The sequence below is a fragment of the Massilia aurea genome, assembly GCF_014200505.1.
Classification (GTDB): domain Bacteria; phylum Pseudomonadota; class Gammaproteobacteria; order Burkholderiales; family Burkholderiaceae_D; genus Telluria; species Telluria aurea_B.
Genome location: NZ_JACHBX010000002.1, coordinates 343,504 through 358,490 on the forward strand (window position 1 = coordinate 343,504; position 14,987 = coordinate 358,490).

A 14,987-nucleotide genomic window follows, 5' to 3' on the forward strand; every position below is an offset into this window, starting at 1 on the left:
CCGCCGCACAGGGTCGAAACAGCTCATATAAACCCGCGCAGGGCATCCCGGCTCGCTGCCCGCCCCCTGGTGTGGGCAGAACCTGCGGGGTCAATTCGGCTCAGGTACACCGTGCACCGTGCCAGATACCGGATGGCGACCGATCGTGGTCACCGATAGGTCACATTCAGGCACCAGAATCCGCCGCATCCCAACCATTGGATTCTCCCCCATGCGCCACTTTGCCCTCCCCGCTCTTACCGCCGGCCTGCTGGCCGCCGCTGGCGTACATGCCGCCGAACCGGCCAGCGTGATCGTCACCGGCCAGCGCGCCAGCCTGGCGCGCGCCATCGCCGCCCAGGAGCAGGCCGACAATATCGTCAGTGTCGTCAGCAGCGACGACATCGGCCACCTGCCGGACAAGAACGCGGCCGAAGCGCTGGCGCGCATGCCAGGCGTCTCGGTCCAGCGCGACCAGGGCGAAGGCCGCTACGTCGTGGTGCGCGGCCTGGATGCGGACTACAACAGCGTGACCATCAACGGCGCGCTGGTGCCGTCGCCGGAAGCGACGCGCCGCGCGGTGGCGCTGGACGTGCTCCCAGCCGGGATGATCCGCTCGCTCGAAGTGACCAAGTCGGCCACGCCGGACCAGGATGCCAATTCGCTGGGCGGCAGTGTCGAGGTCAAGACCTTGTCGGCCTTCGACCTGCCTGGCAAATTGCTGAACGTCGGCGCGGCGGTCGGCCATGACACCAACACGAGCCAGAACAGCCCGAGCGCCAACCTGCTGTGGGCCCAGCGCTTCATGGACGGCAAACTGGGCGTGGCCGCCGGCATCTCGGGCGAAAAGCGCAAGTTCGGGTCAGACAACGTGGAAACGGGCGGCGACTGGAACGGCAAGCGCCTCGCCGGCTTCGAGCTGCGCGACTACCTGCCCACGCGCGAACGCCGCGCCGGCGCGATCAATCTCGATTACCGCCCGGATGCCGCGACGAGCTACGCGCTGCGTGGCTTCATCAGCCGCTTCTCGGACGAAGAATCGCGCGACCGCATGACGATCGGCGACTTCGAAGGCAATGAAGACGGCGTGCTCGAAGGTGAAACGGACACCGCCGCCGTCGAGCGCCGCCTGCGCCAGCGCAAGTACACGCAAGAGATCCGCTCGCTCACGGGATCGCTTGATCGCCGCATGGGCCAGTACTGGAAGCTGCATGCCGAAGCGGCGGCCAGCAGCGCCACCGACAAGACGCCGGACGCAATTGCCGATGCGCGCTTCACCAATCTCGAGAGCTTCGATGGCATCGGCTTTACCAATCCCCGCACGCCGCACCTGATCGCGCCCGCCGGCGTGGCCGATGCCGCCAACTATGAACTCGATTCGTTCGCACTCGAACGCGCCTCCGCCAAAGACACGACCCGCCAGCTGCGCTTGGACCTGCAGCGCGACTTCGACGCCGGCGACTGGAACGGCGCCGTCAAGTTCGGCGCCAAGACCACGCGCCGCGACAAGAAGACCGACACCGAGGCCTGGGAATACGGCAGCGACGACCCGACCGACGACGATTACTTCGGCGCCGGCCCGAACTCGATGAGCGCGTTCGTGAATGGCACGCGCCTGAACTACCCGTTCGGCAATCTTGGTTATGCGATCGATCCGGCTTTGGTGCGTGCGCGCCTGGCCGGCCTGGCACGCGACCCGGCCCGCGTGGCCGTCGATTCGGCGCTGGACGACTTCAGGCTGCAGGAAGACATCGACGCTGCGTACCTGCAAACGAGCCTGCGCCGCGGCGCCTGGTCGCTGCTGGCCGGCGTACGGGCCGAGCGCACGCGCTTTACGGCCGACGGCTCGCAAGTGACCGACGACGACATCACACCACGCTCCGCCAGCCGCTCGTACACCAACTGGCTGCCGGGCGTGCACCTGCGCTTTGACGTCGACCAGGCCACCAGCGTGCGCGCCGCGTGGAGCAACTCGGTCGTGCGCGCCAACTTCGCCCAGCTGGCGCCGGGCGTGAGCCTGGACGGCGACGACGAAGCGACCATCGGCAACCCTGATCTGGCGCCGCTGCTCTCGCACAACCTGGACCTGGGCATCGAGCGCGTGATCGGCGGCGATGGCGTGGTCTCGGCCTACGTCTTCACCAAGGCCATCCGCGACTTCACCTACACCACCGACCTGGCGGGCAGCGGAGATTGGGCTGACTACGCGAGCGCGATCTCGTACAAGAATGGCGACAAGGCGCGCGTACGCGGCATCGAACTGGCCTGGCAGCAGCCGCTGCGCATGCTGCCGGCGCCGTTCAACGGTCTGCTGGTCGGCATCAACGGCAGCATCACCAATTCGCGCGCCACCATCGACAGCGCAGATGGCGACGGTGGCCGCGCCGCACGCACGATCCGCATGCCGGGCCAGTCGAACCGCGTCGGCAACGTGATGCTCGGCTACGAAGCCGGCCCGTTCAGCGCGCGCCTGGCGATGAACTACAAGTCGCCGTATCTGCTGGAGCTGGGCGAGGATACGCTGGATGCGACACAGGACCGCTTCGTCGACACCCAGAAGCAGCTGGACCTGTCGATGTCGTGGAAACTGGACAAGCGCTGGCAGGTCACGTTCGACGCCAGCAACCTGAATAACGAACATTACTATGTGTACCTGGGCGACAAGTCGCGCAATGCGCAGCACGAACAATACGGCCGCACCTACAAGATCGGCCTGAAAGCGAGCATCTTCTGATGAACAAGACCGTTTCTCCGATCCTGAACGCCGTCCTGCTTGCCTGCTCCCTGGCCGCGCCGGCATGGGGCGCTGCACCAACGGTGCCGGCCACCCTGAACGACGCCGAAGAACTGGCCGCGCTGCCTGGCGGGGGCTGGCTGGCCCTCGACAAGCGCGCGCTGCGCCTGGTCGGCGCCGATGGCCGCGAACGCGCCAGCCTGCCATTGCGTGGTGAACGACTCGACCTGCGCCCGCTGGACGGCGGCGCGCTGGCCATCGTCATCGACGCCAACGCCGAACGCGCGCTGCCGGTGCAGATCGACATCAAGGCCGGCACGCTGCGCGCACTGCCCGTGCTCCCGGACACGGGCTTCGGCATCGAGGCGGCCTGCCTGTACCGCGATGCGCAGCAGCTCGACTACGTGTTCCTGGTCGCGAAAGATGGCCAGGCGCAGCAATGGCTGCTGGGTAGCGGCGGTAGCGAACACCGCCTGGTGCGCCGCCTGGCGCTGCCGTCCGGCGTAGAGACATGCCGCGTCGACGATGCGCATGGGACGCTGTTCGCGGCCGAGGAAGGCATGGGCCTGTGGGCGTATGGCGCCGATGCCGAAGGCCCGCCAGCCCGCGCCCCAGTGGCGCTGCAGGCGCCGCACGGTCGCTTGACGGGTGAACTGACGGCGCTGGCGGTGCTGCCGGGCGGCGTGGCCGCGATCGATGACAAGGGCGCCCTGCTGACCTGGAAACGTGACGGCAAGCGCTGGCACGCGCTGCCGGCCCGCCCGCTCGGCGCGCAGCAACTGGTGGCGCTTGCACCGGCGTCCGACAAGCTGGCCGTGCGCACGAAGCAAGGCTGGCAAGCCCCGGCGCTGAGCTGGAAAGCCGGCAGCGCGCCGCCCAAACGCCTGCCGATCGTGCTGCCGCGCATGCAGACCGAACCCGTCGCGCAACTGGGCGACGCGGCCGACGATCCGGCGATCTGGGTTCATCCGACCGATCCTGCCAAATCGCGCATCCTGGGCACCAACAAGAAGCAGGGCATGCTGGTGTACGACCTGCAGGGTCGCCAGACGCAACTGCTCGCTGCCGGTCGCCTGAACAACGTCGACCTGCGCCAGGACGTGCGCTTTGGCAGCGAGCGCTTCGACCTGGCGGTGGCCACCCAGCGCGACGAGCAGGCGATGGTGCTGTTTGCGATCGATGCACAGGGCGAACTGCGCGAAGCGGCGCGCCTGCCCACGGGCCTGGGCGACATCTACGGCACCTGCCTGTTGCGCACGCCCGAAGGTGGCCTCGATGCATTCGTCAACGACAAGGATGGCCGCTACGAGCATTACCAGATCACGCGCAGTGGCGGCCAGTTTGGTGCGCGGCTGGCGCGCACGTTCAAGCTCGCATCGCAGCCGGAAGGTTGCGTGGCCGACGACCGCAGCGGCCTGCTGTTCGTGGGCGAAGAAGACCGTGGCCTGTGGGTGACATCGGCACGGGCCGACCAGCCGGCGACGCTGAAGATGATCATGCCGGTCGGCGAATGGCTGCACGACGATGTCGAAGGCATGGGCATCTACCACGGCGCTAAACGCAGCTATCTGGTGGTGTCGAGCCAGGGGAATAACAGCTACGTGGTGTTCGATGCGGCGGCGCCGTTTGCCGTGCGCGGCGCGTTCCGGGTGGGGCTCGATGCGGTCAACGGCATCGACGGCGCATCCGAGACCGATGGACTCGACGTGACATCGGCGAATCTTGGCGGCCCGTTCGCGCGCGGCGTGCTGGTGGTGCACGACGGCTACAAGCGCATGCCGGACGGGGCACAGAACTACAAGGCAGTGGCGTGGGACGATATTGCCAGGGCTTTGCAGCTCGACTGATGCAGCTCGACCAAAAGGGCCTGACAAACCCGTTCGACATGCCGCCAACAGATGCGCGAGCAGGCACGCGAAAGGAACGCCTGGTGGCTGCCTGCTCGTCGCTCATGTCGTATGCGCCGTCTGCGAAAGCGGTGTAGCCAACCCAAGGTACGTTCGACGACCCGCCGCCATCGGCCTAGCCGTTCGTGCGCCGCTACGTCATGGCGCGATTCGAGCTGCAATGTTCCGATGGCGTCAGCTTTGCAGCTTGCCGAGCTGGGAAAGTCACACACTGTCGACCGGCAGCTGTCTCATGGACTGGGTCGCGGCAAATGGTTACAAGCACAAGTTCGGATAAGCCGGGGCCGTAATCGGCATCGATTAGCTCGTTGAAATCTACAACCCGCATCGCATGGTTGAGCTTTGATTCCCAGTTCATGTCGGCAAGCAAATTTACGTTCATCGTAGGGTTCGGGATAATGAGGGACTGTCCGGTTTTGGCCGTTGTGGGTCACAGATCCGAAAGCCGCGACTGTCTCTTATTGCACGGTTCCGCTGCCCGATCTTCCACTCGTCGTTCAGTTGCTCCAGGCAGTCTGTGAGCAGCGAACCAGGTATGGCCTTGATCAGATGCATAAACGACGCGGCAAAATCATAGCAGTCATCACGGCCGAACAATTCGATCACTAAGCCAACCTCATTGACTGTTATCGCTTTGCAATGGCTCGGTAAAGCGCTTCGATCCCGTAGACCTGAGCGACTTCGGCGTCATCTTTCTCAGTAATGTTGAGCGCTTGAGAGCGGCTCCGCACGCCGTACTGTGCTTGTCCTGCATTGCTGCGGAAACAAGCAACCTACGAACTTTATCTTGACTCGTCATCAACTGTTCATCTTTCATCCCTAAGCTGATCCTCGCAAGGCTGCAGTTTTCGTGTTTCCCTGACAACCGACCTGGATCAATCAAATGCAAATTTTCGATTCCGCGTTCGCATGCACAAAGGCGCACGCATGAGCCGTCGCGACTTTCTCCGCACACTGGGCAAGACCAGTGGCGCTAGCGCCGTCCTTGCGACCTTTCCGCCATCCATACAGAAAGCCCTGGCCCTCCCCGCCAATCAGCGCACCCGTAGCCTGCAGGACGTCGAGCATATCGTCGTGCTGACGCAGGAAAACCGCAGTTTCGACCACTACTTTGGCACTCTGGAAGGGGTGCGCGGATTCGGTGATCCCTTTCCGATCCCGGTAATGGACCGCCAGAACCTCTTCAATCGCAAGTCGGTCTTCGTGCAGCGCTCGGTTGGAGGCGCGCCGGTGCCGGGCCGGCCGAACTGGCCCCAGGGCCGCGCCATCGCGCCGTTCCGGCTCAACACAGTGCAGGACTTCCCGGTGATGCGCGTGGCCGGGACACCGCACGCCTGGCTGGATGCACAACTGGCGTGGGACAACGGACGAATGAACGACTGGTGCACGGTCAAGCAGAACCACTCGATGGGCTACTACGCCGAGGCCGATATCCCTTTCCAGTTCGCGCTCGCGCGTGCCTTCACGATTTGCGACCACTACCACTGCGCGACGCAAACCGGCACCAACACGAACCGCCTGTTCCTGTTCAGCGGCCACAACGATCCCCTTGCGGTGGCAGGCGGCCCCTCGACCGACAACAGCCGCGACGACTTCAATCCGGATACGTCCACCGACTACCTGTGGACTACCTATCCTGAGCGCTTGCAAGCGGCCGGCATCAGCTGGCAGGTCTATCAAAACATGGCGGACAACTTCACCGATAACTCGCTGGCAGGATTTCGCTCCTTCCGCAACGCGTGGTATCGCAGGCCCGGCTATTCGCAAGCGCTGCGCGACCGAGGCACTAGCACACGCGACCTCGACCTGCTCAAAGCCGACGTGCTGGCCAACCGACTGCCGCAGGTCAGCTGGGTCGTGGCCACAGCCGAAGGCTCCGAACACCCGGGTCCCTCGAGCCCCGCTTCGGGCGCTGACTACATCGCGCGCGTGCTCGACGCCCTGACGGCCAATCCCGACAGCTGGAGCAAGACGGTCCTGATTATCAACTTCGACGAGAACGACGGCTTCTTCGACCACATGCCGCCGCCGTCGGTCCCGGCTTACACGGATAACGGCGCCAACTCTGCACAGTCCCAGCTCGCGGGCGCGTCGACGGTCGATACGACCGGCGAATACCATCATGTGCTTAACGGCGCCGACGCACGCACGCACCACCGCCCCTACGGGCTCGGGCCGCGCGTGCCGATGTACGTCATCTCGCCCTGGACCAAGGGCGGCTGGGTGAACTCGCAGGTCTTCGACCACACCTCGGTGTTGCGCTTTATCGAGGCGCGTTTCGGCGTGCGCGAACCGCTCATCAGCGCATGGCGTCGCGCGGTGAGCGGCAACCTGCTGTCCTGCTTCGACTTCACCAACCCGAACGACAACGGCTTCGCGCAGCTGCTGCCAGAAACGGCGTCGAGGCGCGCAATGGCGATGGGCCTGCCGAACACCAAGGTGCCCACGACGCCGGCCACGCTGGCAGCGCCCGTCCAGGCAGCCGGTGTGCGGCCGGCACGCGCCCTGCCCTACGAGCTCCAGGTACAGGCCCAGGTGCCGGCCGGGGGCGGCCAGGTAGTGCTCGACTTCGAAAACCTCGGCGAAGCCGGAGCGGTGTTCCATGTGTACGACCGTCTCGCGCTAGACCAGATCCCGCGTCGCTATACCGTCGAACCTGGGAAACAGCTGCAAGGCCGCTGGAACACCGCGACCGGTTACGACCTGTGGATATTGGGACCGAACGGCTTCCACCGCCACATCGTCGGGGATGTGCGCGGCGCAGTCACCGCAGGATGGCCGGAAATGCGTATGCGCGCCGACCGCAGGGCTGGCGAACTGGTAATCGATCTGGTTAACAACGGCGCGCAGCCCTGCACCTTCCAGCTCGCCGCCAACAAGTACTACGCAAACAAGCCAATGGAAATGCGAGTCGTCGCACGCTCGACGAGCACGATCCGGTTGCCGCTGGCATCGAGCTCCAACTGGTACGACTACAGCTTGCGCGTGAACGGCCTGCCAGGCTGGCTGCGCCGCTTTGCCGGCCATCTGGAAAACGGCTCGCCGTCAATCAGCGACCCGGCAATGCGCGGGGCCGCCCAACTCGACCAGTACCGCGTCGTTTGATCTTTACAAGGAGCTTTTATGAAGTCTCGATTTCTTGTTGCCGCGGCTTTGTTCGCCGTGGCTTGCAGCGGCCAGGCCGCAGCCATCTACCGTCAGAACCTCATTGTCAATGGCGATGCCGAAGCGGGCATGAACGGCTGGACGGGCTACCCGGACTACAACATGGTCCAGTCGGTGAACTATGGCAGCAACTGGGTGCTGCCCAGTCAGCCTGGCCCGGCCGATCGCGGCAGCAACATGTTTGCCGGGCTGGGACAGTATGCCGTCGGCTTCCAGACACTCGACTTGAGCGTGTCGACGACCACGAAGATCTCGTATTCCCTGAGCGGCTGGCTTGGCGGTTGGGCCGACCAGGACGATAACGCCTTGTTCTACGTGCAGTTTCTTGATGACCTCGACAACGAGATAGGCAGCTCCGCGATCGGTCCCGTCACCCCGGCGGATCGCGGCAACCAGACCGGCCTGTACTATCGCGAGGCAGCGGGATTCATGCCTACCGGAACCCGCAAGCTGTCCTTCTGGCTATCAATGGAGCGCCTCGTCTCGGGCGACAACGATGGCTATGCCGATAATCTGTCATTCGTCCTGCTGGAGCCCGTTAACGAGGTGCCGGAACCGGCCATGGCGTCGATCTTCCTGCTTGGCGCCGGCATGCTGGGGTGGTCACGCCGCCACAGGAACCCGGCCAGCAAGGCGTAATCGGGGCCATGCAGATTCGTAATGCAGGGGCAGGCTGGAATCGACCCAAAGCGGACGCTGCGCGCTGCTCGACAGCGGGTACTGGTGTTGGAAAACTACCAAGGTAACTGGGCGCCGCACACGAAGCGTTTCAAGATGGGCCTGCTGTAACCGTTACGGCATCCGGTGCAGCGCGCAGAGCTTGTTGCCGTCCGGGTCGCGTACGTATGCAAGGCAGACGCCGCCGGCCGGCGTGTCGCGCACGCCTGGCGGCTGTTCGATCGATTAGCCGCCATGGGCGACTGCCACGTCGTGGAAAGCTTGCACCTGCTCCGGCGAGCTGCACTTGAAGCCGACAGTCGCGCCGTTGGCCACAGTCGCCGGTTCATCGTTGATTGGCTCGCTGACGCAGAAGCTGCTGCCGTTATGGGTGTAGAACAGGCGCGTATGGCCCGATGCAGCCACGTTGCGGATGGGTTCGCTGGCGCCGAGGAGGCCAAGGACGGCATCGTAAAATTGTTTGGAGCGGTCGATGTCATTGGTGCCGACCATGATGTGATTGAGCATATTGCCTCCTGATTTATAACGGCGGTATGGTAGCGCGGTAGCGGCTTGGTTGCACGAATCGTGCCCGTTTGGCGGTGCAGCATGGTAGCGGGATAAGCTCACGGTATGACTGCCCAACAAAACCAAAGTACCGGACGACCTAAGTGCACCATGTCATCCTCGGTTTGGAATGCATGATTTGAGCGTGTCCCAAGGTCTGCTTTTGGCAAGCGGCCGGTCAGTATGGCTTAGTGTACAAACATGTTGCCGCCAGACGAAGTAACAGATTTTGTCATGCGTTCTAACCTGTCAGGCCTGCTGCGCCGTCGGCGCGCCAGTGACCGGCTCCAGCAAGTGGCCACTCAACCAGCGCGCCACTTCCGCCGCCCTGCCCTCGATTTGCGGGCCAAAACCCTCCCTGGCCAGCAGCGCAATCCCGTTCGGATTACGCAGCACGCCTTTCTGCAGCACCGGCCGGCCGCTGGTCGTATCGATGCAGATCGCGTCGAATCCCGCCTGCAGCAGCGGCGCGAGCACCAGATTGTGCGACGACACCAACACCAGGTCGTGCCTCGACAACTGCTCGAGCACCGCAGCGGCAGCAGACACCGACTCGAGATGGTTTGTGCCGCGAAACACCTCGTCGATCAGGCACACACCCGCCGGCTGGCCGGCTGCCTCGAGCAGTTCGCGGGCGCGCCGCAATTCCGCCATGTACAGGCTCTCGCCGCCGAGCAGCGAATCCTCGTTCTGCATGCTGGCGCGCACCGGCACCGCCGGCAGGCGCGCCCGCGTGGCGTAGCAAAAGCCGAACGCGCGCGCCGCAAGCAGGTTCAGGCCCACCATGCGCAGGAACGTGCTCTTGCCCGACGCGTTCTGGCCCGAGACGAACGCGCCGCGCTCCTGCAGCGACAATGACAGCGGCGTCGGCTGCGCCATCAACGGATGCACGCCATCCTCCAGCAGCAGTTCACGCGCCCCGCCACGTTCGGCCCAGCACCAGCGCGGCATCGCGCTCAGGTGCCGCGCCAGTGCCACGTCGGCTTCGAGGTTGGCGCACGCCAGATAGCACTCGCGCAGAAAAGCGCGCTGCCCGAACACGATGCGCGCCGTCCTGAAGTAATGCGCGATATTCCCGGCTGCGAACCAGTCGGCATACTGCCTGCCGCCCGGGATCATGCGCAGCGCGAATGGCCGGTCGAGGCGCACATGCAGACGAGCCGCGGCCGCGCGCGCCGCCACGAACGGTTCGGTCAACGCCCCACCGCCCTTGCCGAGCAGGCCAACGGTGGCAAGCAGCGCGCCCAGCGAGCGGATGGTCGCGGTCCAGCCCTCGATCTCTTGGTGATAGCGGATCTGCAGCGCCATCAGCGGCGCGAGCGCAGCCAGCGTCAGCATCCAGCCCAGCGGCAATGTCACCAGCGCGGCGACCGACACCAGCAGCAGCACCGGTAACAGCCACAACCAGCTTGACCACCACGGCGTCACGGGCGGCGTCTCGCTGAACAACAGCGCGGTGACGTCGACATCCGCATGGCGCAGCATCCGCAGTTGCGCGTGCAGCGCGGCCAGGTGCGCGGGGTCGGCGATCAGGCCTTGCAGGCGCGTGCGCTGGGCGCTGCAGGCGGCATCGTCCACGCCCGCGCGCAGGCGCCGGTGCAGTACCTGCCGGCCAAAGATGCTGGCATCGGGCGCCAGCTTGTCCTCGAACGATGGCAGCAGCAGATCGTCCCAGGTCTGGGCATCGATGCTGGCACAGTTGGCACCATCCTGATCGTGCAGACGCCCGATATCCTGGGGCGTGAAGAAGTGGTTCGGAGGCGGCGCGGTCGATGGCGCCAGTGTGGCGATGGCGGAACGCCAGAGATGCTGCAGGTGGTCGAACGACGACAAGGTCAGTCCTGAAAAGAGCCGGCGGCGCCGGTTGCAAGGTGCATGTGCAGACGACATGGCGAACTTGCAAGAAGGAAAACGTTCCAATGGCGAAATTATCTTTTTTGCATAATGAACGCTCCTACAAACAATGTTCGTTTCCCAACATACCGAGGCGCTAAACACTGGCACGATGCCTTCTTGACCATCTTTATAACAATGTCCATGAAAGGCAGGCCCTCCATGAAACGCGCTTCGCTCGCCGCCGCACTATGCCTCGTGTTCGGCTCCGCCACCGCCCAGCAGGGCGATGGCACGCAGTTCTCCACCAAGATCAACGTCTGGAAGCCCAACAAGGTCGAAGCGACGCCCGAGCGGATCCGTGCACTCAAGGCGCCGCCCGGCTTCACGGTGAGCGCGTTTGCAACCGGCCTGAAAAACGCCCGCATCATTGCTGTCGCGCCCAGCGGCGACATTTATGTGAGCCGCCGTGACCAGGGCGACGTGCTGCTGCTGCGCGACACCAACAACGACGGCCGCGCCGACGGCGAACCGATCACGGTGGCCAACCGCGCCGGCGCGCATGGCCTGGCGATCCGCGACAACAAGCTGTATCTGGTGACGGTCAAGGAGCTGTTCGTGGCCGACATCCAGAAGGATGGCCGCCTGGGCGAACTGAAGATGCTGATCGGCGACCTGCCCGACTCGGGCCAGCACCCGAACCGTACGATGGCGTTCGGCCCTGACGGCATGCTGTACCTGAGCGTGGGCAGCACCTGCAATACCTGCAACGAGAGCAATCCCGAAAACGCCACGCTGCTGCGCATTTCGCCGGACGGCAAGCAGCGCACCATCTTTGCCAGCGGCCTGCGCAACCTGATCGGCTACGCCTGGCATCCGACGACGGGCGAGCTGTGGGGCTTCGACCATGGCATCGACTTCCTGGGCGACGATGTGCAGGCCGAGGAGATCAACAAGATCGAACTGGGTAAACAGTATGGCTGGCCGCACGTGTATGGCGCCAATGAGATCTACCCGCAAAGCACGCCCGTGGGCGAGATCACCAAGGAGCAGTGGAAAGCACGCAGCACGCCGATGGTGCTCGGCTACACGGCGCACGCAGCGCCGATGCAATGGGTGTTCGGCGCCGGCAGCGCGTTCCCGGCCGAGTACCAGGGCGACGCCTTCGTCACGATGCGCGGCTCGTGGAACCGGGTGCCGGCATCGGGCTACGAGATCGTGCGCGTGCGCTATCAGAACGGCCAGCCGACGAAGGTCGAGCCGTTCGTCACGGGCTTCCTGACCGATGGCGGCAAGACCCACATCGCGCGCCCGGTCGGACTGGCGATGGCGAAGGACGGTTCGCTCTTGATGGCGGACGATGCCAACGGCGTGATCTATCGGGTCGCCTACACCGGCGGCAAGGCGACGGCGGCCACGCCGCCGAAGGCGCCAGCAGGCCCGCTCGAACAGCAAACCAGCAAAGGCACCAATGTGCCGCTAGCGCTCAAGCGCCCCGAGACCGAGGCCAAGGGGCAAATGACCGTCTCGTCGCCAAGCTTTGCGGCCAACGGCATGATGAACGAGCGCTATACCGAGTACGCCGATGGCGTCTCGCCGGCGCTGTCGTGGAAAGCGGTGGCCGGTGCGAAGTCGTACGTCATCATCGCGGAAGACCCGGACGCCAAACCGGCCCTGCCCTTCGTGCACTGGGTGATGTGGAATATCCCGGCCAATGTCACGAGCGTGCCGGAAGGCGTGCAGGAGCAAGCCCGCCTGTCGGATCCGGATGGCGTGCTGCAGGGCCTGACGACGCGCGGTTCGCCGGGCTACTACGGGCCGAAGCCGCCACCGGGTGAAGCCGCGCACCGCTACCACTTCCAGGTGATGGCGCTCGACACGATGCTGGACGTGCCATTCGGCGCCGACCGCGATCAGGTGCTCGCCGCGATGAAGGGCCATGTACTGGCCAAGGGCGAAGTCGTCGGCAAGTACGCGCAGAAGCAGAAGCCACAGAAGTAAACCCTGACCGGCGGCCGTGTCCGCGGCCGCCCGAACGGACACCGCGGACAGCGGTGCCCGCGACTGTCCGCCATACCAATCAATGACTTAACGCCTGGCACGGATCGTGCAATAACGACCATTACACCGTCGTTACTGGACCACCATGATCCCCGAACCATCCCGGCAGGACACCACCCTGACGCCGCCCCCGGCGCAACGATTCAAGCGCCGCGCCTTGATGATCGGCGCGGCTGCTGCGCTGGTCGCCGTCAGCGCCACGCTGTACGCTGCTTGGAACAACAGCGAACATAGCGTCTCGGCCAGCCGCATCCGCATCGCCGAGGTGGCGCGCGGCACGCTGGTGCGCGACGCCGCCGTCAATGGCCGCGTCGTCGCTGCCGTCAGTCCCACGCTGTATGCGACCGCACCGGCCACCGTCAACCTGAAGGTCGCCGCTGGCGACACGGTCAAGAAAGGCGACGTGCTGGCGCTGCTCGAATCGCCCGACCTGACCGATGCCCTGAAACGTGAAGTGTCGACCTGGGAGCAGCTCAAGGCCGAAGTCGCGCGCCAGCACATCCTGTCGCGCAAGCAGAAGCTGCTGGCCCAGCGCGAAGCCGACACCGCCGAGATCGACCGCCTGTCGGCCCAGCGCACGCTGGAGCGCTACGACAGCGTCGGCCAGATCGGCATCATCGCCAAGATCGACTACCAGAAGGCCAAGGATGCGGTCAATTCGGCTGGCATCCGCGCTCGCCACGCCAGGCAGGCCGCCGCGCTCGAAGGCGACGACGTCGAACTGGCGATCAAGACCAAGACCAATGAACTCGAACGCCAGCGCCTGTCGATGGCCAACGCCCAGCGCCGCGTCGACGAACTGACCGTGCGCGCGCCGGTCGATGGCTTCATCGGCACGCTTAATGTACAGAACCGGATGGTGGTCGCCGCCAACGCGCCGTTGATGACGCTGGTGGACCTGTCGCGGCTGGAGGTCGAACTGGAAGTGCCCGAAACCTACGCCGGCGACATGGGCCTGGGCATGCGCGCCGAGATCACCCTGCCGTCGGGGCGCGCCACCGGCACGCTGTCGGCGCTGTCGCCCGAGGTGGTCAAGAGCCAGGTGCTGGCGCGGGTGCGCTTCGATGGCGCGCAGCCGACCGGCCTGCGCCAGAGCCAGCGCGTCAGCGCGCGCCTGCTGATCGAGGAAAAACCGGACGTGCTGATGGTGCAGCGCGGCCCGTTCGTCGAAAACGAGGGCGGACGCCACGCCTACGTGATGCACGACGGCGTGGCCGTACGCACGCCGATCCGGATCGGCGCCACCAGTATCTCGGCAGTTGAAATCATCGACGGCCTGAAAGCCGGCGACAAGGTGGTGGTGTCGGGCACCGATGCCTTCGACAATGCCGCACGCGTCTCAATCAATCAATGAACCACGGAGCCAGACTATGCTGCGCATGACCAACCTGAGCAAGGTGTACCGCACCCACATGATCGAGACGCACGCGCTGCGCGGCTTCGCGATCCACGTCAGCCAGGGCGAATTCGTCACCGTGACCGGCCCGTCCGGCTCGGGCAAGACGAGCTTTTTGAACATCGCCGGCCTGCTCGAAGAATTCACATCGGGCGAGTTCATTCTCGACGGCGTGAACGTCAAGGGCCTGGACGACGCGGCGCGCTCGCGCCTGCGCAACGAAAAGCTCGGCTTCATCTTCCAGGGTTTCAACCTGATCCCCGACCTGAACCTGTTCGACAACGTCGACGTGCCGCTGCGCTACCGTGGCTTCAATGCGCGCGAGCGCAAGGAGCGCATCGAGGATGCCCTGGGCAAGGTGGGCCTGGCCTCGCGCATGAAGCACTATCCGGCCGAACTCTCGGGCGGCCAGCAGCAGCGCGTGGCAATCGCGCGTGCGCTGGCGGGCAGTCCGAAACTGCTGCTGGCCGATGAACCGACCGGCAATCTCGATACGCAGATGGCGCGCGGCGTCATGGAACTGCTCGAAGAGATCAACGCGGCCGGCACCACGATCCTGATGGTGACCCACGACCCGGAGCTGGCAGTGCGCACCCACCGCAACGTGCACATCATCGATGGCCAGGTGTCGGATCTGGTGCGGCGCGCGCCATCGCTGCACCAGGCCCATACCGACGTCACGGCATAA

Annotated in this window: 8 protein-coding genes and 2 pseudogenes; 7 read left to right on the forward strand and 3 right to left on the reverse strand. The window is 65.0% G+C overall.

The genetic code is table 11. The annotated features are described in order from the left end of the window. The first annotated feature begins 211 nt into the window (after positions 1-211). Together HD842_RS10965 and HD842_RS10970 are read left to right on the forward strand one after the other, a co-directional pair. Positions 212-2,713, forward strand: a complete 2,502-nt coding sequence (locus tag HD842_RS10965) for a TonB-dependent receptor (protein ID WP_183554319.1) — start codon at positions 212-214, stop codon at positions 2,711-2,713. Then, positions 2,713-4,560: a phytase gene (locus HD842_RS10970; RefSeq protein ID WP_183554321.1), complete on the forward strand. Its 1,848-nt coding sequence runs from the start codon at positions 2,713-2,715 to the stop codon at positions 4,558-4,560. Before HD842_RS10965 ends, HD842_RS10970 begins: the two co-directional genes overlap by 1 nt. 29 nt (positions 4,561-4,589) lie before the next feature. On the opposite strand, the pseudogene HD842_RS24080 reads toward HD842_RS10970, so the two are convergent. Further along, a pseudogene (locus HD842_RS24080) lies at positions 4,590-4,739 on the reverse strand (IS5/IS1182 family transposase); the annotation flags it as partial. An 808-nt stretch (positions 4,740-5,547) separates the two neighbouring features. Between HD842_RS24080 and HD842_RS10975 the strand changes: the two are divergent. Beyond that, the gene (locus HD842_RS10975; RefSeq protein WP_183554323.1) at positions 5,548-7,725 is read left to right on the forward strand and encodes a phosphocholine-specific phospholipase C; all 2,178 of its coding nucleotides are present in this window, start codon (positions 5,548-5,550) and stop codon (positions 7,723-7,725) included. A gap of 18 nt (positions 7,726-7,743) precedes the next feature. Beyond that, on the forward strand, positions 7,744-8,424 hold the full coding sequence (locus HD842_RS10980) for a PEP-CTERM sorting domain-containing protein (RefSeq protein WP_183554325.1): 681 nt from the start codon (positions 7,744-7,746) through the stop codon (positions 8,422-8,424). Between the two features lie 153 nt (positions 8,425-8,577). Here HD842_RS10980 and HD842_RS10985 read toward each other — a convergent pair. After that, positions 8,578-8,970 (reverse strand): annotated as a pseudogene (locus tag HD842_RS10985) (VOC family protein). Between the two features lie 288 nt (positions 8,971-9,258). Continuing rightward, positions 9,259-10,842, reverse strand: coding sequence for a MutS-related protein (locus tag HD842_RS10990; RefSeq protein ID WP_229424717.1), 1,584 nt, complete (start codon positions 10,840-10,842; stop codon positions 9,259-9,261). 222 nt (positions 10,843-11,064) lie between these two features. Between HD842_RS10990 and HD842_RS10995 the strand changes: the two genes are divergently transcribed. The 3 genes from HD842_RS10995 to HD842_RS11005 all read left to right on the forward strand — a co-directional run bounded on the left by HD842_RS10995 (position 11,065) and on the right by HD842_RS11005 (position 14,987). Next, positions 11,065-12,843: a YbhB/YbcL family Raf kinase inhibitor-like protein gene (locus tag HD842_RS10995; RefSeq protein WP_183554329.1), complete on the forward strand. Its 1,779-nt coding sequence runs from the start codon at positions 11,065-11,067 to the stop codon at positions 12,841-12,843. A 145-nt stretch (positions 12,844-12,988) separates the two neighbouring features. Continuing rightward, positions 12,989-14,257, forward strand: coding sequence for an efflux RND transporter periplasmic adaptor subunit (locus tag HD842_RS11000; protein WP_183554331.1), 1,269 nt, complete (start codon positions 12,989-12,991; stop codon positions 14,255-14,257). Between the two features lie 16 nt (positions 14,258-14,273). Then, positions 14,274-14,987, forward strand: a complete 714-nt coding sequence (locus tag HD842_RS11005) for an ABC transporter ATP-binding protein (RefSeq protein ID WP_183554333.1) — start codon at positions 14,274-14,276, stop codon at positions 14,985-14,987.